The following is a 22,599-nucleotide window of genomic DNA, read 5'->3' as shown; positions in this document are numbered from 1 at the left end:
CTGGCACTGCTTTTTACTTATCCAATAAAGTTTCTGTCCCCTTAACAAGTTTTATCATTAGTTCCTTCACTGTTACTTCTTCAGCCAGCCTCACTCCCTGTCCGGCCCATAATGACATAAACTCCGGCTTCTCCATTTTGGCTGCCTGTTTTCGGATTGGAGCTGTCATATCATTCTGCAATGGATAAGGCAATGTCTGCAGACCATTCATCTCTTCCATGAACCTGTTGCGAATCCCTCTTGCAAGCTTTCCGGAAAATGCTTTCGTTACAGCTGTCTGATCTTCCCTTGCATTTAATAATGCCTGTTTGTACAGTGAGTGAGCCCCGCTTTCCCTGCATGTAAGAAAAGCTGTTCCCAGCTGGGCTCCTGCTGCGCCAAGCATTATAGCAGCCGCAATACCGCGGGAATCCATTATTCCCCCTGCAGCAGCTACAGGACAGCTGACCGCATCTGCCGCCTGTGGTATTAGAGCCATGGAACCGATAAGCCCGCTTTCTTCGCTGCCGAAAGTTCCACGGTGCCCCCCGGCTTCGACCCCCTGAGCAATAATCACATCTGCACCAGCCTCTTCCCATTCCACTGCTTCTTTTACATTGGTTGCGGTTCCAATAATAATCGTACCCTGTTTCTTTAATTCAGAAATAATGGAAGATTCAGGAATACCAAATGTAAAGCTGCAAACAGGCACCTGTTCCTCCATTAAAACATCAAGCTGTTTTCTGTATAAAGCAGCATAATCCTTTTCTGGCAGAGAAGGTTTTTCCTTCATGCCAAGCTCACTGCTGTATCTGGCAAGTACATCCACCATACTGCTGATTTCCTCTGCATCCGCCGAAGCCTCACGATCCGGAACAAAGAGATTAATGCCAAATGGCTTATCTGTCAGCTTCCGAATCCGTATTATATTACTCCTTATTTCATCTGAACTCATATAGCCTGCGCCCATATTTCCAAGTCCCCCGCAATTGGATACCTCGCTGATTAATTCCGGCGTTGTCATCCCTCCGGCCATGGGAGCCTGGAAAATAGGGTATTTTATATCCAGCATCGCTGTTATGGAATTCTGGTTCCAGCCCATTTAAAACATCCTTCCGCCTTTATTTCCCCTAAACAATAGCATCTACTATACTATCAGCAACAAAATGCCAGATCTTAGAATCCTCCTGATAGGAAGCAGTTAGTCTCCTGTACATGCTCATTTGTTTGTCCTTAAAGTCTTCCGCATTCTGTGCGGGGAGCTTACTTCTTCCATCATCAACCATTTCCTGAACCTGTTTGGCACGAGGTCCCCAAACAGCTTTTTCCTTCCCCTCTTTATCTATAAAAATATAAATGGGTATTGCTCTGGATGTTCCGTTAGTCAAATATTGATCCATCAGCTCAAGATTCTGATCCCTTAAAATAAAACGGACTTCCATCCCTGCTTCCTCTGCGATTTTCAGCAGAATCGGATTATTCAGCATCGCATCTCCGCACCAATCTTCAGTGAGTACAATCACTTTCATGCCAGTGTCCTTAAATTCTGCCAATCTTGCTTTCTCTTTATCTGATAAAGAGAAACGATCGTAAATGCCCATCATTTCATCTTTATTTACTTTCATTTCCCCTATGTAATCTTGCAGACTTAGTCCCTTCGCAAACCAATCCATTAATTTCATGCAACCCGCTCCTTTTTTCGATTCCTGTATAGTTTCTATTCTTTATCATCAGCTTTCATTCCTGCATTTGCTGTAACACTTTGTAAAACCAGATCTTTTCCTGGGAAATAGACCTTAAATTTGTCGAATATAGAAAAAGCTGATGGGGTCCCATCAGCTTCCTTTTATCTCTTTTTAATTTCTTCTTGCAATAATTTGTTAACAAGCGGCGGGTTGGCCTGTCCTTTTGTGGCTTTCATGATCTGGCCGACAAGGAAGCCGATCGCTTTTTGTTTTCCATTTTTGAAATCATCGATCGATTGCGGATTCGCATCAAGCGTTTCTCCGATAATCTTAAGAAGTGCACCTTCGTCCGAAATCTGAACCAGGTCTTTTTCTTTTACGATTGTTTCTGGATCCCCGCCATTTTCAACCAGTTCTTTGAAGACTGTTTTAGCAATTTTGGAAGAGATCGTACCGTTTTCAATCAGTTTAATCATGCCGGCAAGTCCCTCTGGTGTCAGAGCTATATCTGTCAGCTCTTTTTGTTCAGCATTCAAGTAAGCTGACAGTTCACCCATTACCCAGTTGGAAGCCTGTTTGGCGTCTGCTCCTTTATTGACAGCTGCTTCAAAGAAATCAGAAGTTTCCTTTGTGACTGTCAGGACAGCTGCATCATAAGCCGGCAGCCCAAGTTCTTCAATATAGCGGTTCTTTCTTTGGTCCGGAAGCTCAGGAATTTCAGCACGAATTCGCTGTTTCCACTCCTCATCAATATGGATATCAAGCAAATCAGGCTCAGGGAAATAACGATAATCATCAGAACCTTCTTTTACCCTCATTAGTATGGTTTTATTGGTTGCTTCATCATAGCGCAATGTTTCCTGCTGGATTGTACCGCCTGAACTTAAAACCTCTTCCTGTCTCTTCTCCTCGTACTCCAGCCCTTTGCGGACAAAGTTAAAGGAGTTCAGGTTCTTAAGCTCTGTCTTTGTGCCAAATTCCTCCTGGCCGACAGGACGAAGGGAGATATTCGCATCACAGCGAAGTGAACCCTCTTCCATTTTACAGTCAGAAACGCCAGTATACTGGATGATGGACTTCAGCTTCTCCAAATATGCGTATGCTTCATTTGGCGTGCGGATATCCGGCTCAGAAACAATCTCGATCAGCGGTGTACCTTGGCGGTTATAGTCTACAAGAGAATATCCTTTAGCATGAGACAGTTTTCCTGCATCTTCTTCAAGATGGATCCGCGTAATGCCGATTTTTTTCTTATAGCCGTCGACTTCGATCTCAATCCACCCATGCTCACCTATTGGCTTATCGAATTGTGAAATCTGGTAGGCTTTTGGGTTATCCGGGTAAAAATAATTCTTCCGATCAAACTTTGTAACAGGTGCGATTTCACAATTCAGTGCCATCGCAGCCTTCATTCCGAATTCAACTGCCTTTTTATTAATGACAGGAAGAACTCCAGGGTAGCCCAGGTCGACGACCGTTGTATTGGAGTTGGGCTCTGCCCCAAAATGGTTTGGGCTTGCCGAGAATATTTTTGAATCTGTTTTTAGCTCAACATGTACTTCAAGTCCGATAACCGTTTCGTATTTCATGAATTTCCCCCCTTACAGTCCCGGTTTTTGCTTATGGAATTCTGTAGCCTGCTCAAAAGCATGCGCTACGCGGTAAACAGTGCTTTCATCAAAATGCTTTCCGATAATCTGAAGGCCAAGCGGCAATCCATCCGCGAATCCGCAAGGTACGCTGATTCCAGGCACCCCGGCAAGGTTTACTGGAATAGTCAGAATATCATTTGCGTACATAGTGAGCGGATCAGACGTATTTTCTCCAATCTTAAAGGCAGGAGTTGGTGCTGTCGGTCCAATAATGACATCAAATTTTTCAAAAACATTTTCAAAGTCTTGTTTAATCAGTGTACGCACCTTTTGTGCCTTTTTATAGTAGGCATCATAATAGCCTGAACTTAAGGCGAATGTTCCGAGCATTATGCGGCGCTTCACTTCATCACCGAAGCCTTCTGCACGGGTCTTTTTGTATAAATCGATTAAATTCTCAGGATCTGCTGTTCTATAGCCATAGCGTACGCCATCAAAGCGCGCCAGGTTCGCCGATGCCTCAGAGGAGGACAGCAGATAATACGTTGCCAGTGCATATTTCGAATGCGGCAGGGAAACTTCCTCCCATGTTGCCCCAAGTTTTTCTAACACTTTCAGGGCGTCCAGTACTGACTGGCGCACCTCTTCATTTACACCTTCAGCCAAATACTCTTTCGGTACGGCAATTCTTAGCCCCTTTACATCCCCAGTCAAGCTTTCCGCGTAGCTTGGGACCTCAACATTTGCTGAAGTAGAGTCCATGGGATCCACACCTGAAATTGCCTGAAGCAGGTAGGCGTTATCTTCAACGGTCCGTGTAATTGGCCCGATTTGATCCAGAGATGAGGCAAACGCGATCAGTCCGAACCTTGAAACTCTTCCATATGTAGGCTTTAACCCAACTACTCCGCAATAAGAAGCAGGCTGTCTGATTGAGCCACCAGTGTCTGATCCAAGAGAAAATAAAACTTCACCGGCTGCAACAGAAGCAGCAGAACCGCCGGAAGATCCCCCGGGAACTCTTTCAAGATTCCATGGATTTCGGGTTACTTGAAAGCCTGAGTTTTCATTGGATGATCCCATTGCAAATTCATCCATATTCAGTTTACCGATTGTAATCGTTTCAGCATTATGTAATTTGGATGCAGCAGTAGCATCATAAATAGGATCAAAGTTTTCAAGAATTTTACTCGCACTGGTGGTGCGCAGCCCCTTCGTTACGATGTTATCCTTCACGCCGATTGGCATACCGAACAAAAGGCCTTTTGCCTCGTCTGTTCCAATTTTACCATCCATTCTTTTAGCTGCTTCACGAGCTCTTTCTTCATCAAACGTCAAGAAAGCCTGTACTTTATCTTCAACTTCACCGATTCGCTTGTACGATTCGCTGACAAGGTCGGTAACCGTGATTTCTTTCTTATGTAAAAGCTGATGAAGCTCCGATACCTTATGGTCAAATAAACTCACCATTTTCCCCTCCCTATTCAATAATAGACGGCACTTTTATATAGCCATCCTGATGTTCCGGCGCATTTTTCAGAACTTCTTCCTGTGGAAGCCCCTTATTCGCCTTATCTTCTCTCAATACATTCTTCATATCAAGAACATGGGATGTTGGTTCAACATGATCTGTATCAAGCTCATTCAGCAGCTCTGCAAATGAAATCATCTTGTCCAGCTGTTCGGTATAAGCAACAGCTTCTTCCTCAGTCATTGCAAGTCGCGCCAAGTGTGCAACATGCTTAACCTGATCTATTGAAATTCTCGACATTAATGCCACCTCCAAAAATTGAATACTGTCAATGCACAATTATTATGATCATACCAAACTTTCGCGCGTTAAAGCAATACGCGTACACCAGCTGGCATAGCAATCTTCTGCTTATTTTACCATGAGTTCAGCGAATTGTGTGTTTGCTTCTCTTTTTAGAGGATAAATGAAAAGCGACACCGAATAACTGGGGATGTAAATAAGGACAGGAGGTGCGATTATGGAATTTTTCCGATTTGATTTGGATGTCAGCAGGGAAATTGCCCAATTCAGCAGCCACAATGCCAGCATCACCCCGATTATCCGGAACAAAACAGCTACAGTTGGGTGTATCCACCTGAAAGATAATAGTGTTTTAGGCATGCATCCGGCAGCTTGTCCCCAGCTATTTCTCATCGTTGACGGGGAAGGATGGGTTAAAACTGCTGGCGGTAAACAAATTGCAGTCCAAAAAGGAACCGCTGTTTATTGGTCTGAAAGTGAGGATCATGAATCAGGCTCTTACCTTGGCATGACTGCAATTGTGGTTGAAGGTCCTGATTTGGATCCGCATCTGTACCTGAAGCCTTTGGAATAAGACAGCGGAACACCTGGCATCGGCCGGTATTTTTAAGATTTGGCCGGTAAATCCCGTATTTCGGCCGGTAATTTTTAAATTTGGCCCGTAAAATCTCCATTTCTGCCGTTAAAATGTAAACTGGGCCGGTATTGTGATGCTTTCCCTCTAAAAATAGAGCAGCGCTGCAGACGCTGCTCATTTTCGCTTGAATAGTTTGGCAAATAGGCCGCCCTTTTTTTCTTTTTTTGCTTCTGCTTTGACCGTTTTCCTCTCCACGAAAATTTCCGGTTTATCAATCGCATAGTCATAGGCTAGAACCAGCCCGATCTCTGAATTATGTTCTTTATTGGTGACGATTGTATATTCTACCTTATAGACAGAAGCCAATTTTATATATTTTGATAAATAGGAGTAACTCATATTGCCATTCAGATAAAGATGAGCTTTGCTGTTGGCTTTAAGTGCCTCTTCCACCTGCGGATAGATTCCATCTTCCCTCATCTGCGGCTGCTTCAAGGCAATGACCACCCTCTCTCGAAGCGATCCAAGAAACTTGCGGCGCTCATCAGGCTTGGTCTGTTTTTGTCCATGAATTCCCTGTTGAAGATAATCATCTATATTTTCAGCCAATAGTACACCCTCCATCCATATATGTCCTCAATGCTTTCATTGTATTCAGTATTACGCCCTATTTCAAATTTTGCCTATATATTATGTATGTTTTTGCAGCATGTACTGTGCTTGCTATCAAAGCAAAAAAATACCTCCCTTCAATGGAAGAGAGGTTCAAAACAGGAGAATATAATGGTAAAAAAATCAAGTTACATACGGGTAAAAATTAAGCTTCCTGCTTTTCAGTGAACTGTTCTTCCTCAGTGGATCCCTTTAAAGCAGTTGTCGAGGAAGTACCACCAGTAATAACCATGGAAACCTGGTCAAAATAGCCGGTGCCCACTTCACGCTGATGTCTTGTCGCGGTGTAGCCATGTGTTTCGCTGGCAAACTCGGCCTGCTGAAGTTCAGAGTACGCAGCCATTCCGTGGTCTTTATAGCCGCGAGCCAATTCAAACATGCTATGGTTTAGCGCATGAAATCCTGCCAAAGTAACAAACTGGAACTTGTAGCCCATTTTTCCGAGCTCAACCTGGAACTTTGCAATCGTTTCGTCATCGAGCTTTTTCTTCCAATTGAATGAAGGAGAGCAATTATACGCTAACAGCTTGCCAGGGAATTTCTCATGGATTGCTTCGGCAAAGCGTCTCGCTTCATCGAGATCCGGTTCAGATGTTTCACACCATACCAGGTCTGCATAAGGCGCATACGCCAATCCCCGAGCGATCGCTTGGTCGAGCCCAGCCTTTGTACGGAAGAAACCTTCAGGTGTACGTTCCCCGGTAATGAAAGGTGCATCATAAGGGTCCACATCGCTGGTAATTAAATCTGCAGCATTGGCATCAGTCCGTGCGACAATGACAGTCGGCACGCCCATTACGTCTGCTGCCAATCTCGCAGAAATTAAATTCTTAACAGCAGTCTGGGTTGGCAGCAAAACCTTTCCGCCAAGGTGACCGCATTTCTTCTCAGAAGATAGCTGGTCCTCAAAGTGTACTCCGCCGGCACCCGATTCAATCATGCCTTTCATAAGTTCAAATACATTAAGCTGGCCGCCGAATCCTGCTTCCGCATCTGCCACAATCGGCGCGAACCAGTCAATGGAATGATCCCCCTCCATATGATGAATCTGGTCAGCTCGCTGAAGGGCCTGATTAATTCTTTTTACAACACTCGGAACACTGTTGGCCGGATATAGGCTTTGGTCCGGATACATATTTCCGGACAGGTTTGCATCTGCAGCAACCTGCCAGCCGCTTAAGTATATGGCCTTCAGCCCAGCCTTAACCTGCTGGACAGCCTGGTTTCCTGTTAACGCCCCTAATGCATTGACGAAATCTTCTTCATTCACAAGCTTCCACAGCTTCTCTGCACCACGGCGCGCCAATGTATGTTCAATATCAATCGACCCTCTTAATTTAATAACTTCCTCAGCCGTATACGGTCTTTCGACTCCATTCCAGCGTTCATCCATTTCCCAGCTTTCCTGTAACTGACGCACTCTTTCATCTGCCATTTGATTAAATCCTCCTTTTAATTTAGAAAATCATCATTTGAGCAAAATCTCAGTTGTATTCCAGTTCTGTATCATAACAGATATAAAATCATTAACTGTTATGACATAAATCTAAGTTGTTATAAAACAATTAAATATCTATGTTTTGTATTATATAACAGCAAATTCGTAATGGGAACCCCTTTTTAAAAAAATTTTCAAAATTTACCGCTAATTCTCTAATCTACCCAATAAAACTGCTCTTGTTGCCAACTTAATTTTATAAATTCAGATGAATAGATATGTTGATATATGTGATATAACAGCAAATTAATGCGAAATAACGTATTTTTATACATTTATAACTTGATAGGTTTTTAGATTTTTTGTCCCTCAACCTTTATTATGTTATGATAATAAACGTCTTTCCAAAGTGGACCATTCCCCAAACTGATTTTTCCACAAACACAAAACTGTATGTTACTGTATAAAAGGAACTTTTTCCACGTATGTATTAATGGGGACACTAATAGAGTAGCGGAGGTGAACATATGGATTTCACTATGGCAACATGGCTTTGGCTTCTTATTCCTATGCCATTATTGATCATACTATCAGGCATCTCATATTTTGCTGAAAGGAGAGGATAAATAAGTATGGATATAAATATACCAACGTTAATTGCCATTATTGTTTATCTGGTCGGCATGCTGCTGATTGGCGTGCTTGCAGCCAGAATGACTAAAGATTTATCTGATTATGTTTTAGGCGGACGAGGGCTTGGAGCTGGGGTTGCAGCCTTAAGTGCCGGAGCTTCTGATATGAGCGGATGGTTAATGCTGGGATTGCCTGGAGCTGTTTACTTAGGCGGTATGGGTGAAATATGGCTTCCTATCGGTCTGGCAGTCGGTGCCTATCTGAATTGGCAGTTTGTTGCTAAGCCACTGCGTGTCTACACAGAAGTAGCAAACGATTCAATTACAGTTCCCGGGTATTTTGAAAACCGGTTCCATGATACTTCTAAATTGCTAAGGGTAGTTTCTGCAATCGTCATATTAGTCTTTTTCACTTTCTATACTTCTTCCAGCCTAGTCGGCGGTGCCATTCTATTAGAAAATTCATTCGGGATGGATTATACACTCGCGCTTTGGGTAGGAGCTGCTGTTATTTTGTCATACACATTATTTGGCGGCTTCCTGGCAGCCAGCTGGACAGACTTTATTCAAGGTATTTTAATGTTCTTAGCCTTGATTATCATCCCGATTACAGCGATTCAGGAGCTTGGCGGATGGAATGAAACATTAAATCAGATCAGCACAATCGATCCAACACATTTGGATGTTGCTTCAGGAGCCACTTTTGTTGGCGTTGTTTCCCTGCTGGCATGGGGGCTTGGCTACTTTGGGCAGCCGCATATCCTTGTTCGCTTTATGGGATTAAAATCAACAAACGACGTCCCAAAAGCCCGCTTGATCGGTATGACGTGGATGGTTCTATCGTTATTTGGAGCTCTGTTTGTAGGTTTTGCCGGTATCGCATATTTTGCGGATACACCTCTTGCCAATTCTGAAACAGTATTTATCATGTTTTCTCAAGTACTATTCAATCCATGGGTAGCTGGATTCTTATTAGCAGCCATTCTCTCAGCAATCATGAGCACAGTTGACTCTCAATTGCTCGTTTCTTCAAGTGCACTGGCACAGGATTTCTATAAATCCATCTTCAGAAGAAATGCTTCCAAAAAGGAAGAAATGATTGTTGGCAGAATTGCTGTACTGGGCATTGCCATTATTGCCATCTTCTTAGGGTATAACCCCGAAAGCAAGGTATTGGAACTTGTCAGTTATGCTTGGGCCGGATTTGGTGCAGCCTTTGGGCCAGTTATCATTCTGAGCCTGTTCTGGAAACGCATGACACGAAATGGCGCCCTTGCCGGTATTATTATTGGTGCTGTAACAGTAATTGTTTGGGCACAGCTTACCGGCGGACTGTTTGATTTGTATGAATTAGCGCCTGGCTTCCTATTTGCAGGTCTAGCGATCATCATCGTCAGCCTTATGGATAAGGCTCCTTCAAAAGAAGTTCAGGAGCAGTACAATCAATATAAGTCTGTCCTTAAAAATTAATTGCAGAAACCCTCTTCCTATGTGGAGAGGGTTTTTTGTATGTAAACCCGTTTCTCAAAAAAGTTACAGCCTTCAGCTGGCAATCATTAAATTACTTCTGCTCCAAGCGTCTTTGCAAAATGCCTTAAGGCCCACTCATGGCCGTCCTGGTCAAATGATGCAACAGCATCTTTATGAATCACTATTTTAAACCCTTTATTATAAGCATCGACTGCCGTATGTAGTACACAGATATCCGTACATACACCGACCAGGTGCACTTCCTCTACACCGCGTTCCCTTAGTTTTATCTCGAGATCGGTTCCTGCAAATGCGGAATATCTTGTTTTGTCCATGAAATACACATTTTTAGCTTCCTTGTTTGTTTCATAAATCTGCTGCAGTAAACCGTAAAGATTTCTTCCTTCCGTGTTCCTGATATTATGCGGCGGGAATAAATTCGTTTCTGGGTGATGGATGTCTCCTTCATCATGAACATCAATAGCAAAAACAGTGAAATGCCCATTTGCGATAAACTCTTGTGTGAGCTCTGAGATTTTCTTTTCCAGCAGCTGTCCAGGCTTACCGCATGTCAGAGCACCGTCCTCAGCTACAAAGTCATTTGTGTAATCGATATTAATCAAGGCTTTGTTTGGCATTTTACATCACTCCAATCTAAAATCTATTTTCATCATATACTTCAAAGTGCTGAATATCCAATAAAAAAGGAACAGCAACCAAGTTGCTGTTCCCGACTCCAATCGGAGATTTATTAATACATTTCAGAAGTAGTCTTTGCCTGCATGTGCAGAAGAATGTAATCAGGCCCGCCCGCTTTGGAGTCTGTTCCTGACATGTTGAATCCACCGAATGGCTGGTATCCAACGATCGCTCCTGTACAGCCGCGGTTGAAGTATAAGTTCCCAACATGGAAATCTTCGCGCGCTTTTTGGATGTGCTCACGGTTCTGCGTGATCACAGCTCCTGTTAAGCCGTACTCCGTGTTGTTGGCGATTTCAAGCGCATGGTCGAAATCTTTTGCCTTTGTGAAGCCAACAACTGGCCCAAAGATTTCTTCCTGCATTAAGCGTGCATCCGGAGCAAGGTCAGCAAATACAGTCGGCTTGATGAAGAAGCCTTTCGAGCTGTCTCCCTCTCCGCCTGTCATCAGCTTGCCTTCTTCTTTGCCGATTTCGATGTAGCTCATGATCTTGTCAAAAGCGCCCTGGTCGATTACAGGACCCATGTAGTTGCTTTGGTCTTCAGGGTTGCCCTGTGTTAACTCATTCGTTAACTCGACAACACGGTTTAATACTTGATCGTATACATCTTCTACTACAACCGCACGTGAACATGCCGAGCACTTCTGGCCGGAGAATCCGAAAGCAGAAGCAACGATTGAAGTAGCCGCCAATTCAAGGTCTGCTTCTTTGTCCACAACGATTGTGTCCTTACCGCCCATTTCAGCGATGACACGCTTCAGCCAGATTTGGCCTTCGTTCAATTTAGAAGCGCGCTCGTTGATGCGAAGACCTACGTCACGTGAGCCAGTGAAGGAGATGAAGCGTGTGTCTTTATGGTCAACCAAGTAGTCGCCCACTTCTGCACCGCTTCCCGGCACGAAATTCAGAACGCCCTTCGGAAGGCCTGCTTCTTCCATCACTTCAACAAATTTCGCAGCCACAACAGGTGTTGTAGAAGCTGGTTTTAATAGAACTGTGTTTCCAGCCACGATCGCTGCAACAGTTGTACCGGCCATGATCGCAAGCGGGAAGTTCCAAGGAGAAATGATGATCCCCACTCCCAATGGAATATAGTCATAACGGTTATATTCGTTCGGACGGCTGTTGACTGGAACACCGTCTTTGATTGTTAAGATTTGACGTGCATAGTACTCAAGGAAGTCAATGGCTTCCGCAGTATCAGCATCTGCCTCGTTCCAAGGCTTTCCTGCTTCCTTTGTTAAAAGAGCAGAAAACTCATGCTTGCGGCGGCGGATAATCGCAGCAGCTTTGAATAAAACATCTGCGCGTGTTTCCGGCTTCACTTTTCTCCATGTTTTGAATGCTTCAACAGCAGCCTGCATCGCTTTTTCCGCAAGCTCGCGGTTTGCCTTTGAAACACGGCCAACTACTTCTTCTTTATTAGAAGGATTGATTGATACAATTTTATCTTCAGTAGAAATGCGCTCTCCGCCAATTAAAAGATCATAATCCTGGCCCAAATAGCTTTCTACAGTTTGTAAACCCTTTAAATATGCGTCACGATTTTCCTCTTCTTTAAAATTCGTGAATGGCTCATGCTTATAAGGTTGTACCATTTTTACCGCCTCCTGTGTGTACAAATATCAAACGCCAGATCGTAGCGTCCCGTTCTATAAACATGCTGGAACAAGGCCTGCTATTCTCTTAAAACGTTTTCATCCAAACACTATATTAACACGAAAATAACATATTCTTCAAACATTCTCCGCGGATGTTATATATTAACATTCATTGAGAGAAATTGCGGTTTCACTTAGAAGGATAAGGGGTTAAAGTTCCTTAGAAAAGGTTTTGGATAAAACTGTTATATAAAAATATCTATTGCTGTTATTCTTATTCTTTAGAAGGGGATATATTTTATCATTTTTACAGCAATGAACTTTTTATGGAGGCCTTATTCTTGTACCACATCCTATTGTGTCGGCATTGCCTCTATGACGACCATTTTCCTCGAGACTCTTCCTTTTTCGTCTTCATGAGCCCTCCATGACGACCATTTTCCTTGTGACTCTTCCCTTTTCGTCTTCATGAAGCCTCTATGACGACCATTTCCCTTGTGACTCTTCCATTTTCGTCTTCATGAACCCTCTATGACGACCAATTTTCTCAAACCGCTTCAAACTTCGTCGTCATGTTCACACTCCTCTTTCCTGAAATTAAAAAACCCAGAAGATGCATCTTCTGCACTTCTGGGTACCCTGGTTCTATTGATAGATATGGACAAAAGGTTCGCTTTGATCCGCTTTCCGGACTACCAGCGCTTCCGGTCCGTTAACAGATGAGATATTCACCTGGACTGAAATGTATTCAGGGAAGTGTTTCACGACAAGCCCTGTTACATATTGCGTAAATCCAATCGCTTCTGCTTTTCCATAGAATTGGATTGGGATATCAATATTAACTTCCTGCAATTGGTCCTGAGCGTAGAAAGCTTTCCCGATAACTCCATTAAAGTTCGGGAAGTAGGTTTCTACATCCTGTTTAAAGTTAAGAAAAGCCGTTAAATCATCACGATGGTTTTTTTCAGCCGTGTTTGAAGGAAAAAGGACATATTTCTCGCTGACATTTTCCCATCCGTCAAGCTTGGTGCTTCCTTTGTCTGCCGTAGCGTATGCAAAGAAGCTTCCAGGCACAACCGAAGTTCTTGCTTGCTGTTCAAACAAAGCAATGGTTACCGGCACATCCTTCAGGCCCTTGATTTGCCGTACTCTCTGCAATACTTCTTCAGCTAGCTTTTTGCCTTCTCGTTCAATGACATCTTGGTCAATCTTTGATTCGAAAGTGGCACCATATTGTTCCTTTTGGTAATAATGGACAGAGTTCATGGCAAGGCCAATGACAACACCGCCGAGCCCCACTTTCCCATCATCATTTTTCAGCAAATAGTTGTGTTCAAGAATATGGGCAAGGTAGATCGGGCTTTTTTCATTGTTTTTATCAATATCTCCACCATCGGCAATCATTGGATTTAAGCCGATATTGTCTTCTGCCTTCATCTTGCGTTCCTTCAGCTGATCCTCGGTGTATTTGCGGTTTAGCCAGGCCTGGACAGTGCCTCTTTTTAGAAACTGTCCTTCCTGGAATAAGTATTTATCAGGATCAAACGTGTTTTGCGCAACTCGCATAAGTCCTGTCTCAAATTCATTGATATCATATTTGGTGCTTACATTATTGACCACGAGACCTCTGGATTCACTTGGTTCAAAAGGCAGCAGTGTTCGATAATACTTGTCAGAAATTTTATAGTTCGGAATGATTGCCTTATCCTCTTCGTTCTTGTCCTCCTGAACCACTTCCTCCTGCTTATTAAAATTAGGCGCACAGCCTGCTAGCAGAAGGGTTAGGGATAAAGCAAACATCATTAGTTTTTTCACGGAGCTTACACCCTCTTACTTATTTAATTCTTCAACCAGTCTCTCCTCGTTCCAAACCTCTACTCCAAGCTCCTGGGCCTTCGTCAGTTTGGATCCAGCGTCTTCTCCGGCGATTACAACATCTGTTTTCTTGCTGACGCTTCCGGATACTTTGCCGCCAAGCGCCTCTATTTTTTCTTTTGCTTCATTTCGGCTCATTATTTCAAGCTTTCCTGTCAGAACCACTGTTTTTCCTGCAAAAAAGCTATCAGAGATTTCGGCTGTAACAGGTTTTGGTCCATTATAAGCCATGTTGACCCCAGCTGCTTTCAGCTCCGCAATCAGTTCATGGGCTTCTTCCTGTTCAAAGAAAGATACGATGGAATCAGCCATTTTTTCACCAATTTCATTGATTGCTGTTAAATTGTCCCGGGATGCTTTTTCAAGTGCTTCCATCTGGCCAAACTCCTGGGCCAGCGTTTTGGCTGCCTTCGCGCCAACATGGCGGATTCCCAGACCAAATAGAAGCTTTTCCAACGAGTTGCCCTTGGAGTTTTCAATAGCCTGAATGAGGTTATTTACTGACTTTTCACCCATCCGCTCAAGCTGGATGAGCTGTTCATACGTTAATTTATAGATATCTGCCACATCTTTAATCAGATTTTCGGCAAATAATTGGCTGATTACCTTTTCACCTAGGCCATCAATGTTCATGGCGTTACGGGAAACAAAGTGAATAAGGCCTTCCCTGATCTGGGCCGGGCACTTTGGATTAATGCAGCGCAATGCCACTTCACCATCAAGGCGGACCAGCTCGCTTTCGCACTCAGGGCAATGTGTCGGCATGCTAAAATCCTGCTCCTCACCCGTTCTCCTGTCAGCCAGTACATTTACAACTTCAGGGATAATATCTCCTGCTTTTTTCACAACGACCTGATCGCCAATCTTAATATCTTTTTCGCGAATTAAATCTTCGTTGTGCAGGGACGCCCTTTGGACAGTCGTTCCGGCAACACGGACAGGCTCCAGAAGTGCAGTTGGCGTAACTACGCCAGTTCGCCCCACACTTAATTCAATATCCCTTAATGTGGTAACAACCTCTTCTGCAGGGAATTTATAAGCAATGGCCCAGCGTGGGCTTTTTGCCGTAGTGCCGAGCTGCTCCTGTGATTCCAGTGAATCGACTTTAATAACGATGCCATCAATATCATAAGGCAGATTTGGACGTTTGTCAGTCCATCCCTGTACATATTCAATGACTTCCTCAATGCTTTCGCATCCTTTGCGTTCTTTATTCGTTTTAAATCCAAGGCTATCCAGATAATCCAGGCCTTCGCTATGGGATACCACGCTTGTATCCCCTGCATTCGCTATGCCGTAGACAAAAATATCGAGATTACGCTTTGCCGCCAGACGCGGATCGAGCTGTCTTAATGAACCCGCTGCGGCATTCCTTGGATTTGCAAAAGCCTCTTCCCCATTTTCCTCTTTCACTTTATTCAGCTTCTCAAAAGAACGCCTTGGCATAAATGCCTCCCCGCGAACTTCCATTGTAACACTCTCTTTCAGCCGGAGAGGGATGGAGCGAATAGTCTTTAAATTCGCTGTGATATTTTCACCGATTGATCCGTCTCCGCGTGTGGCGCCGAGAATAAAAAGCCCGTCCTCATAGCGGAGGGAGACAGCCAGTCCATCGATTTTCAATTCGCATACATAAGAAACATTTTCACCTGCACCCTGTCGGACACGGCGGTCAAAGTCTCTTAGGTCCTGCTCGCTGAAGGCATTTCCCAAACTGAGCATCTGTGACTGATGCTCCACCTTTTCAAACATATCCAGGATTTCCCCTCCAACCCGCTGTGTTGGAGAATCTTCTGTTTTCAGCTCGGGAAATTGCTCTTCAAGCTCAATAAGGTCTCTCATCAGCCTATCGTATTCAGCATCTGGAACAGACGGCTGATCAAGAACATGATACTCATAATTATACTGATTCAAAAGGTTGTGCAGATCTTTCACCTTTTTTTCTGCCAATTGAAGGTCCATACATTCAACCCTTTCTATAATCCTTTAAAAGATGCCTGGCAGGCTGCTCTCAAGGCTAGGCCTTTGTAATCGGTGCAAATTTGGCCAGCAGACGTTTTATGCCAACCGGTTTCGGGAACGCAATATCCAGCTCTGTTCCTTCGCCGGACCCTTTTACACTGACAACTGTACCTGTACCCCATTTTCCGTGCTGGGCTTTGTCGCCGACTTTCCAGTCAATTTCATCTCCGCCTGTATTCGATGCAGATGGACGAACCACAGCTTTCCGCTGAGGCTGCGCTCCCCTTGAAGCAGAAGGAGATCCAAACGGGGATGATCCGAATGGAGACGGCTTTTTAGCAGGTTCAAGCCCATCCAGCAAATCAGCAGGAATTTCTTTGATAAAACGGGATGGCGGATTCATATTCGTGCGTCCAAATAAAGTACGCATTTGTGCATTCGTAATGAAAAGCTCTTCTTCTGCCCGCGTGATTCCCACATAAGCAAGACGGCGCTCTTCTTCCATTTCAGATTCTTCCATTAGAGAACGGCTGTGAGGAAATACACCTTCTTCAAGACCTAGTAAAAAGACAACAGGGAACTCAAGCCCTTTTGCTGAGTGAAGGGTCATAAGAACAACTGATTCAGTTTTTTCCCCATCATCATCCAATTTATCAATGTCAGCCACAAGAGCCAGATCAGTCAAAAATGCGATAAGCGATTTATCTTCGCTGGCTTCTTCAAAGTTTTTCGTAACAGACAGGAATTCATCAATGTTTTCCAGACGGCTCTGTGCTTCAATGGACTTCTCGGCAATAAGCATATCGCGGTAGCCTGATTTCTCCAGGAGCTCTTCCACAAGTTCTGTCACAGATAAGTATTCCTGCATTTGTGTATAGTTTTTAACCAAATCCCTGAATTCAATGGCCCCTTTTGTAATTTTCGGGCTCAGCCCAATCAGTTCAATAGACTCCAGGGCTTCAAACATGCTCATCTCGTGAAGCTGTGCAAAGTTGGCGATTTTATCAACCGAACCGGAGCCGATTCCGCGTTTTGGCACATTGATAACACGCTGAAGGCTGATATCATCATCCGGATTTGCAATCAGACGCAGGTAGGCAAGGATATCCTTAATTTCTTTGCGGTCGTAGAACTTGATGCCCCCGACGATAGAGTATTCAATGTTCGACTTAAGCAGTACTTCCTCCATTACACGGGACTGTGCGTTTGTGCGGTACAAGATAGCAATATCCGAAAAGCTTCGCTTGCCGCTGCTGATGTATTCTTTAATTTTGCCTGCAACAAACTGGGCTTCTCCCTGCTCGCTGTCGGCACGATAATAGAAGATCTTATTGCCTTCTGCGTTTTCGGTCCAGAGGTTTTTTGGCTTTCTATTGAGGTTCTTGCTGATGACTTCGTTCGCTGCCAGCAGAATCCTTTTTGTTGAACGGTAATTTTGTTCAAGCATAATAGTCTGTGCATTCGGATAATCCTTTTCAAATGAAAGGATGTTGGCTATGTCCGCACCGCGCCATTTATAGATAGACTGATCAGAATCACCGACCACACACAGATTCTTAAAACGGCTTGCCAAAAGCTTGACCAGCATGTACTGCGCTCTGTTCGTATCCTGGTACTCATCCACATGAATATACTGGAATTTGCGCTGATAATATTCAAGCACTTCCGGCACTCTCTGGAACAGCTGAATCGCAATCATAATAAGATCATCAAAATCAAGCGCCTGGTTGCGTCTTAGCCTCTTTTGGTACTCTGTATATACATCACTTGCAACCTGCTGAATATAATCACCTGCTGTTTTCGCATACTCTTCAGGGGTGATCAATTCATTTTTTGCCGAGCTGATGGAACCCAGGATAGCACGCGGATCAAATTTCTTTGGATCCAGGTTTTTATCCTTTAGGATTGATTTAATCACCGATTGCTGATCTGTTGAATCCAGAATCGTGAAATTGCGGTTATAGCCAATACGGTCAATATCTCTTCTTAAGATACGCACGCACATGGAGTGGAACGTCGAAATCCAGATTTCATCTGCTGCTCCGCCCATCATGTTATGAATACGGTCACGCATTTCACGGGCTGCTTTGTTTGTAAAGGTAATTGCCAGAATATTATAAGGGTTAACACCCTTTTCTACCATTAAGTAAGCAATCCTATGAGTAAGCACTCTTGTCTTTCCGCTTCCCGCTCCTGCCATTATAAGAAGTGGTCCATCGGTTGTTTTTACTGCATTTTGCTGCTGCGGATTCAGTCCGTTCAATAATTTATCCGTTAAAAATTGCATTTCTTCTCTTCACCACCATAGAAACATATGTTCTTAAATTCTATTTTATCTTGTTTGCTAACCATCAGCAACCTATATTAAGCACGAGCGGCTTGGACTGTGGCCAATGCAGCCTGCAGATCATCATAAATAACATTTCCGACCACAATGACGTCCGCGTGCGCTGCCATTTGACTTGCCTGCTCTGCATTGACGATGCCGCCGCCGTAAAATAATACGGTTTCTTCCAGCGTATTTTTCACCGCTGCGACCACTTCAGCGTCTCCATACTTTCCGCTGTATTCCAGATAGAAGATTGGCAGGCTGAACATCTTTTCAGCCATCATGGCATATGCCCTTACCTCATCCAATGATAAATCTGTCCGTGAATTGGTGACGTGTGCCGCTTTACATTCTTCATTCAGGATGCAATAACCCTGAACTAAAATTTCTTCCCAATTCATGATATCCCCATATTCTTTTACAGCCTCCTGATGAAGTCCTGTAATCCACTTTACGTCCCGGCTGTTAAGGACTGTCGGGATAAAATATAAGTCAAAGCCCGGGGTAATTGAATCAATGGTCGAAACCTCCAGCACACAAGGGACTGTATATCGGCGGATGCGGGCCATTAAATCCAGCACCTTTTCCAGTGTGACTCCGTCCGTCCCGCCCACAATAATCGCGTCTGTTCCAGACTCACAAATCATTTCCAGGTTTTCATCTGATATATTTTTATCCGGATCGAGCTTAAAAACGTGGCTCCATTCGCGAACATCATACATGCAAAATTGCCTCCATTCTATCATTCCATTTCATCATTATATCATTTAAGATTGGGAATAAAAAAGAAAAGCAGGAAGTCTTTATGAGGTGGAAAAAATTAATAGGGAAGACAAAGAAAAAAACCGCGGGAACAGCCCCATCGGTTTAAGCAAAAGGAATATTTACGCTTTTTCAGCTTCTTCTTCTTTTATTCTTTCCAGTGCCATTTCATAAGCATCATTTCCATAGTTGAGGCATCTTTTCACTCGGGAAATGGTTGCCGTGCTTGCGCCCGTTTCTGTTTCGATTTTATGATATGTTTTGCCTTCACGAAGCATGCGTGCTACTTCCAGACGCTGAGCCAGAGACTGTATTTCATTTACTGTGCATAAGTCATCAAAGAAGCGATAGCACTCTTCCAGGTCATTTAAAGATAAAACAGACTTAAATAACTGATCCAGTTCTTTGCCTCTTAGCTTATCAATTTGCATATATTTGCATACCCCTTTATTGTCATAATTTTTTATTAAATTTTGCTGCATGAATTCTGCCCGTTGATTTAAATATAACAACAGATTTTTAATTTTTATTTTCAAAGGAAACCGTTTGCTCAAGGCCCGGGCTTGATGGCACGATATTGATCCAGGTCTTTCCTGGCACTAGGCCAGCCTGTTTACTATTCAATATAGGCAGAATTCGCCCGTCTATATTTTTCCAATCTACTTCTGTTACTTTCCCTTTTTGCAGGAGATACCCTTTTCCCCCAGAAGTTAAGTTAATATCACGGCGGCCCGCGCTGTCAACCACTTTATGGTCTGCTTCTGCAATGAAGATGTTATCAAGCAATGCAGGTTCGCCGGATTTGTAATCAGCTGTAAGTTCGCCATTGGAATACCTTTTGTATTTCTCCAGTCCCGCGTCATACTCATAGATGACATTGAATAATTCATTGTCCAAGTAGGAGATCATGGCAGAGTCAGCATCCACGCCCTGAATAGCCTTTGCTTCATCCTTCGACAGAAATTCCAGAGATTCAGGTTCGTCTTCCATCGCATAATTTTTTTCTTTTGCACCCTTCAGCACATTTTCGAATGAAATATAGGAGTTGTGAGGAGCCTGGCGGAAGCTTTCCCTTTTAAACAATGTACCGTCATACTGCATTCCATTCAGATTATCAATATAGCCCTGATCCAGCAATTCTTTAGCTTCCGGACTATAGCCGTGGGCAATATAGAGGCCATCATAGCCTTTAGCCAGCTCAATATAATAATCCCTTGAACTTCTGACCGGCCCTATCATTTCAGGCTGCTCGCTTTGAAAAATAGCAAGGAAACGGGTCACATCCCCTTCTGCCAGCATTTCATAGACGACATCAGCCTGGTTAATCCCGGATTGAGGACGGGCTTTCGGATGATTATTGATCATCACCGCTACAGCCCTTCCATCCACCTCGGCCTCTGACCCTAAGCCTGTGAGAGGATAATGAAATGGAAGTTCTTTTTCAGAATTGATCCCTTTTGTGGCCTCTTCCGCTTTTTCCGTATCCTGCTTTTCAGGCTCTTCAGCTTTTTCTTCTTTACTGCAGCCAGAAACTAAAAGAATTGCCGCTGCTGATACAGCTATCCATCTTTTTAGCATTTAGCACCCCTGTGTTTTTTGCTTTGATGCAGTTTCTATGTTAGCTCCACTGAGCAGTTTTTATATCTATTATATAGCATCACTTTTATATTTTAACGCATTATCGTTGGAAAGAGTACCGTTTTATTCATTACATCATACATTCCCTGCTGAGTAATCCTGATATAAGGGAGATGCGTTGAAGAGAAAAAGAGCAGCGTATACATTGGATCTTCATGTCTATAGCCATGATCACGCAGACAATGAACAAGCTGTTTTTCTTCCTCCATTAATTCCTCCACATTTTTATGCGACATCACACCCTTTAAGCGGAGTTCCATCTCCTGGACAATACTTCCCCCTTCTGATATGACAATGCCCCCGCCAATTTCTTTCAGCCGGTTAAAAGCATTAAGCATTTCCTGTTTGCTTTTTCCAATTAAGATAATGTCACCGGTATTGGAAAAAGAACTTGCCATTCCATCCAGGCTCTTCGAGAACCCTTTTAGTACCGTATTTATGCGCCAGTATCCATTCCGGTCAACAAGCATGAAGAAACATTCATCATGGTCTTTCTCCAGTTCTTCGGATGATACATCAATCGTGATTGAATATGGCTTAGTAATAACTGCATTCTCAAGTTTTATCCCGAAAGGCATGGAGAATTGCATATCATCAGCAGTCAGCTCCCATTCAATATCCAGCGGTTCAAAGCCGTATTCTCCCCATTCTACAGGTTTATAGGCGTGCAGGTTTTCACCGTCTCTTTTCACCCACTCCCCTTTAGCAATAACAGATAATGGAGTTGGTTCTTTTTCACAAGACAGGAAATTAATATTGGCCACCCTTCCTGTCGCAATGGAGCCATGCAAATAATCGATTCCATAATGGCGGGCCACATTTATGCTGGCCATATTATAAGCATCGATAACCGGCACTCCTTTATCCATGGCAATGCGGATCATATGGTCAATAATTCCCTGTTCATAAAAGGAGGAAAAGGAACCGTCTGTTGTGAAGATCATCCGATCGTATTGATCAATGCCGATTTCATGCATCTCGTCCAACAAAACCGGCAGATCGGGACGGATGGAAGAATATCTGAGAGATACGGTATATCCCTGTAAAAGACGATTATAAACGTCTGTTCCCGTCATTGACTCATGGTCGCAATCAGCACCAAGCAGCATGAGCTTTGCCAGCGTTTTTTCAGATGCCCCCGGAAAATGGCCTTCAATCTTTTTCCTCATCCGCTTTGTCTCCTGAATCCAATGAAGCATCATATCGTCGCCATCCAAAAGCTTTGGCCAGCCAGTGAGCTCTCCTCCCTGAAGCACAGCATCATGCTCAAGCCATGATTTAACATTCCCGTGCGAAAATACGGATTCTTCATGCTGGATTTCCGTTTGGGCATCAAATCGGCACCACCAATAGGTTGTTGCAGGCATGTTTCTCATTTCCTTCAGGAAAGAAAACGCTTTCTTTTTATCCTGCTGTAAAGCAAGCACCATATTGTCATTAATCAAGGTTGTTGTACCAAACTGCGATGCATAGCTCGCCAGGGAATGGGGATTATATAATTGAAATGGATGGGCATGCGGTTCAATATATCCAGGAACCAGCGTGAGCCCCGTACAATCAACGACTTCACACTGTACTATTTTTTCCGGCAGTTTTTCGCCCACATAAACAATACGGTCGCCATAAATCCATATATTTGCTGTTATCCATTTGCGAAGTGCCTGATTCAGATAACGAGCGTTCTTTAGTAATATCGTCGGTGACAGTTTTCCGTCCAATACGGAAACGTGTTCACGCAAGTGCCTGTTTTTCCAACGGTAACGCTGTTCCAGCACCATACTCCCTCCCTTGTTGATATCTATATATAAAAGACTCTGTTTTTAGAATAAAATCAATGAGTGAAATGGCTTTAAACCAATAAAGAAAGCCCTTTCATTTCTCCTGTTTTACTATAGTAACATATTTCACTGTT

18 protein-coding genes are annotated in these 22,599 nt (G+C 43.6%); 2 read left to right on the top strand and 16 right to left on the bottom strand.

Going from position 1 to position 22,599, the window contains the following annotated elements; translation table 11 throughout:
* Positions 1–13 precede the first annotated feature (13 nt).
* The 5 genes from ACXAD1_RS00440 to gatC all read right to left on the bottom strand — a co-directional run bounded on the left by ACXAD1_RS00440 (position 14) and on the right by gatC (position 5,027).
* Positions 14–1,081, bottom strand: coding sequence for an NAD(P)H-dependent flavin oxidoreductase (locus tag ACXAD1_RS00440; RefSeq protein WP_206845406.1), 1,068 nt, complete (start codon positions 1,079–1,081; stop codon positions 14–16).
* Positions 1,082–1,109: 28 nt separating this feature from the next.
* On the bottom strand, positions 1,110–1,661 hold the full coding sequence (locus tag ACXAD1_RS00435; RefSeq protein ID WP_474909165.1) for a thioredoxin family protein: 552 nt from the start codon (positions 1,659–1,661) through the stop codon (positions 1,110–1,112).
* A 164-nt stretch (positions 1,662–1,825) separates the two neighbouring features.
* Entirely contained in the window at positions 1,826–3,253 is a 1,428-nt protein-coding gene (gene gatB, locus ACXAD1_RS00430; RefSeq protein ID WP_474909164.1) for an Asp-tRNA(Asn)/Glu-tRNA(Gln) amidotransferase subunit GatB, read from the bottom strand.
* A 12-nt stretch (positions 3,254–3,265) separates the two neighbouring features.
* Positions 3,266–4,723, bottom strand: coding sequence for an Asp-tRNA(Asn)/Glu-tRNA(Gln) amidotransferase subunit GatA (gene gatA / locus ACXAD1_RS00425; RefSeq protein ID WP_206845425.1), 1,458 nt, complete (start codon positions 4,721–4,723; stop codon positions 3,266–3,268).
* 13 nt (positions 4,724–4,736) lie between these two features.
* A complete protein-coding gene (gatC, locus tag ACXAD1_RS00420) occupies positions 4,737–5,027 on the bottom strand; it encodes an Asp-tRNA(Asn)/Glu-tRNA(Gln) amidotransferase subunit GatC (RefSeq protein WP_009335962.1) in 291 nt (96 codons plus the stop codon).
* A gap of 220 nt (positions 5,028–5,247) precedes the next feature.
* Here gatC and ACXAD1_RS00415 point away from each other — a divergent pair, with 220 nt between their 5' ends.
* Positions 5,248–5,604 (top strand): cupin, encoded by a 357-nt coding sequence (locus ACXAD1_RS00415; RefSeq protein WP_474909163.1) that lies wholly within the window; start codon positions 5,248–5,250, stop codon positions 5,602–5,604.
* A gap of 177 nt (positions 5,605–5,781) precedes the next feature.
* On the opposite strand, the gene ACXAD1_RS00410 is transcribed toward ACXAD1_RS00415, so the two are convergent.
* Both ACXAD1_RS00410 and aceA read right to left on the bottom strand, forming a co-directional pair.
* Positions 5,782–6,216 carry a YueI family protein gene (locus tag ACXAD1_RS00410; protein WP_474909162.1) on the bottom strand — a complete coding sequence of 145 codons (435 nt, stop codon included), beginning with the start codon at positions 6,214–6,216 and terminating at the stop codon, positions 5,782–5,784.
* Between the two features lie 208 nt (positions 6,217–6,424).
* Positions 6,425–7,714, bottom strand: a complete 1,290-nt coding sequence (aceA, locus tag ACXAD1_RS00405) for an isocitrate lyase (RefSeq protein WP_474909161.1) — start codon at positions 7,712–7,714, stop codon at positions 6,425–6,427.
* 635 nt (positions 7,715–8,349) lie between these two features.
* On the opposite strand from aceA, the gene putP reads away from it, so the two are divergent.
* The gene (gene putP / locus ACXAD1_RS00400; protein WP_211202710.1) at positions 8,350–9,819 is read left to right on the top strand and encodes a sodium/proline symporter PutP; all 1,470 of its coding nucleotides are present in this window, start codon (positions 8,350–8,352) and stop codon (positions 9,817–9,819) included.
* 86 nt (positions 9,820–9,905) lie between these two features.
* On the opposite strand, the gene ACXAD1_RS00395 is transcribed toward putP, so the two are convergent.
* The 9 genes from ACXAD1_RS00395 to ACXAD1_RS00355 all read right to left on the bottom strand — a co-directional run bounded on the left by ACXAD1_RS00395 (position 9,906) and on the right by ACXAD1_RS00355 (position 22,462).
* The gene (locus tag ACXAD1_RS00395) at positions 9,906–10,457 is read right to left on the bottom strand and encodes a cysteine hydrolase family protein (RefSeq protein ID WP_206845418.1); all 552 of its coding nucleotides are present in this window, start codon (positions 10,455–10,457) and stop codon (positions 9,906–9,908) included.
* 113 nt (positions 10,458–10,570) lie between these two features.
* Positions 10,571–12,118: an L-glutamate gamma-semialdehyde dehydrogenase gene (gene pruA / locus ACXAD1_RS00390; RefSeq protein WP_474909160.1), complete on the bottom strand. Its 1,548-nt coding sequence runs from the start codon at positions 12,116–12,118 to the stop codon at positions 10,571–10,573.
* 648 nt (positions 12,119–12,766) lie between these two features.
* Complete coding sequence (locus tag ACXAD1_RS00385) at positions 12,767–13,936, bottom strand: CamS family sex pheromone protein (protein ID WP_206846106.1); 1,170 nt, start codon at positions 13,934–13,936, stop codon at positions 12,767–12,769.
* A gap of 15 nt (positions 13,937–13,951) precedes the next feature.
* Complete coding sequence (gene ligA / locus ACXAD1_RS00380; protein ID WP_474909159.1) at positions 13,952–15,958, bottom strand: NAD-dependent DNA ligase LigA; 2,007 nt, start codon at positions 15,956–15,958, stop codon at positions 13,952–13,954.
* A 55-nt stretch (positions 15,959–16,013) separates the two neighbouring features.
* Positions 16,014–18,245 carry a DNA helicase PcrA gene (gene pcrA / locus ACXAD1_RS00375; RefSeq protein WP_370224000.1) on the bottom strand — a complete coding sequence of 744 codons (2,232 nt, stop codon included), beginning with the start codon at positions 18,243–18,245 and terminating at the stop codon, positions 16,014–16,016.
* Positions 18,246–18,322: 77 nt separating this feature from the next.
* Positions 18,323–19,009, bottom strand: a complete 687-nt coding sequence (gene pcrB / locus ACXAD1_RS00370) for a heptaprenylglyceryl phosphate synthase (RefSeq protein ID WP_474909158.1) — start codon at positions 19,007–19,009, stop codon at positions 18,323–18,325.
* A gap of 162 nt (positions 19,010–19,171) precedes the next feature.
* On the bottom strand, positions 19,172–19,480 hold the full coding sequence (locus ACXAD1_RS00365; RefSeq protein WP_206846115.1) for a YerC/YecD family TrpR-related protein: 309 nt from the start codon (positions 19,478–19,480) through the stop codon (positions 19,172–19,174).
* A gap of 88 nt (positions 19,481–19,568) precedes the next feature.
* Entirely contained in the window at positions 19,569–20,627 is a 1,059-nt protein-coding gene (locus ACXAD1_RS00360; protein ID WP_206846117.1) for a DUF3048 domain-containing protein, read from the bottom strand.
* A gap of 92 nt (positions 20,628–20,719) precedes the next feature.
* Complete coding sequence (locus ACXAD1_RS00355) at positions 20,720–22,462, bottom strand: adenine deaminase C-terminal domain-containing protein (RefSeq protein WP_474911265.1); 1,743 nt, start codon at positions 22,460–22,462, stop codon at positions 20,720–20,722.
* Positions 22,463–22,599 lie beyond the last annotated feature (137 nt).

It is taken from the genome of Cytobacillus sp. ABV4_503 (assembly GCF_056158445.1).
This window is presented reverse-complemented; position numbering and strand designations above follow the sequence as displayed.

Bases quoted from the DNA above. Each gene is read 5' to 3' on its own strand.
- ACXAD1_RS00440 (WP_206845406.1), bottom strand. From the start codon at position 1,081: ATGGGCTGGAACCAGAATTCCATAACAGCGATGCTGGATATAAAATAC.
- ACXAD1_RS00435 (WP_474909165.1), bottom strand. From the start codon at position 1,661: ATGAAATTAATGGATTGGTTTGCGAAGGGACTAAGTCTGCAAGATTAC.
- gatB (WP_474909164.1), bottom strand. From the start codon at position 3,253: ATGAAATACGAAACGGTTATCGGACTTGAAGTACATGTTGAGCTAAAA.
- gatC (WP_009335962.1), bottom strand. From the start codon at position 5,027: ATGTCGAGAATTTCAATAGATCAGGTTAAGCATGTTGCACACTTGGCG.
- ACXAD1_RS00415 (WP_474909163.1), top strand. From the start codon at position 5,248: ATGGAATTTTTCCGATTTGATTTGGATGTCAGCAGGGAAATTGCCCAA.
- aceA (WP_474909161.1), bottom strand. From the start codon at position 7,714: ATGGCAGATGAAAGAGTGCGTCAGTTACAGGAAAGCTGGGAAATGGAT.
- putP (WP_211202710.1), top strand. From the start codon at position 8,350: ATGGATATAAATATACCAACGTTAATTGCCATTATTGTTTATCTGGTC.
- ACXAD1_RS00395 (WP_206845418.1), bottom strand. From the start codon at position 10,457: ATGCCAAACAAAGCCTTGATTAATATCGATTACACAAATGACTTTGTA.
- pruA (WP_474909160.1), bottom strand. From the start codon at position 12,118: ATGGTACAACCTTATAAGCATGAGCCATTCACGAATTTTAAAGAAGAG.
- ligA (WP_474909159.1), bottom strand. From the start codon at position 15,958: ATGGACCTTCAATTGGCAGAAAAAAAGGTGAAAGATCTGCACAACCTT.
- pcrA (WP_370224000.1), bottom strand. From the start codon at position 18,245: ATGCAATTTTTAACGGATAAATTATTGAACGGACTGAATCCGCAGCAG.
- pcrB (WP_474909158.1), bottom strand. From the start codon at position 19,009: ATGTATGATGTTCGCGAATGGAGCCACGTTTTTAAGCTCGATCCGGAT.
- ACXAD1_RS00365 (WP_206846115.1), bottom strand. From the start codon at position 19,480: ATGCAAATTGATAAGCTAAGAGGCAAAGAACTGGATCAGTTATTTAAG.
- ACXAD1_RS00360 (WP_206846117.1), bottom strand. From the start codon at position 20,627: ATGCTAAAAAGATGGATAGCTGTATCAGCAGCGGCAATTCTTTTAGTT.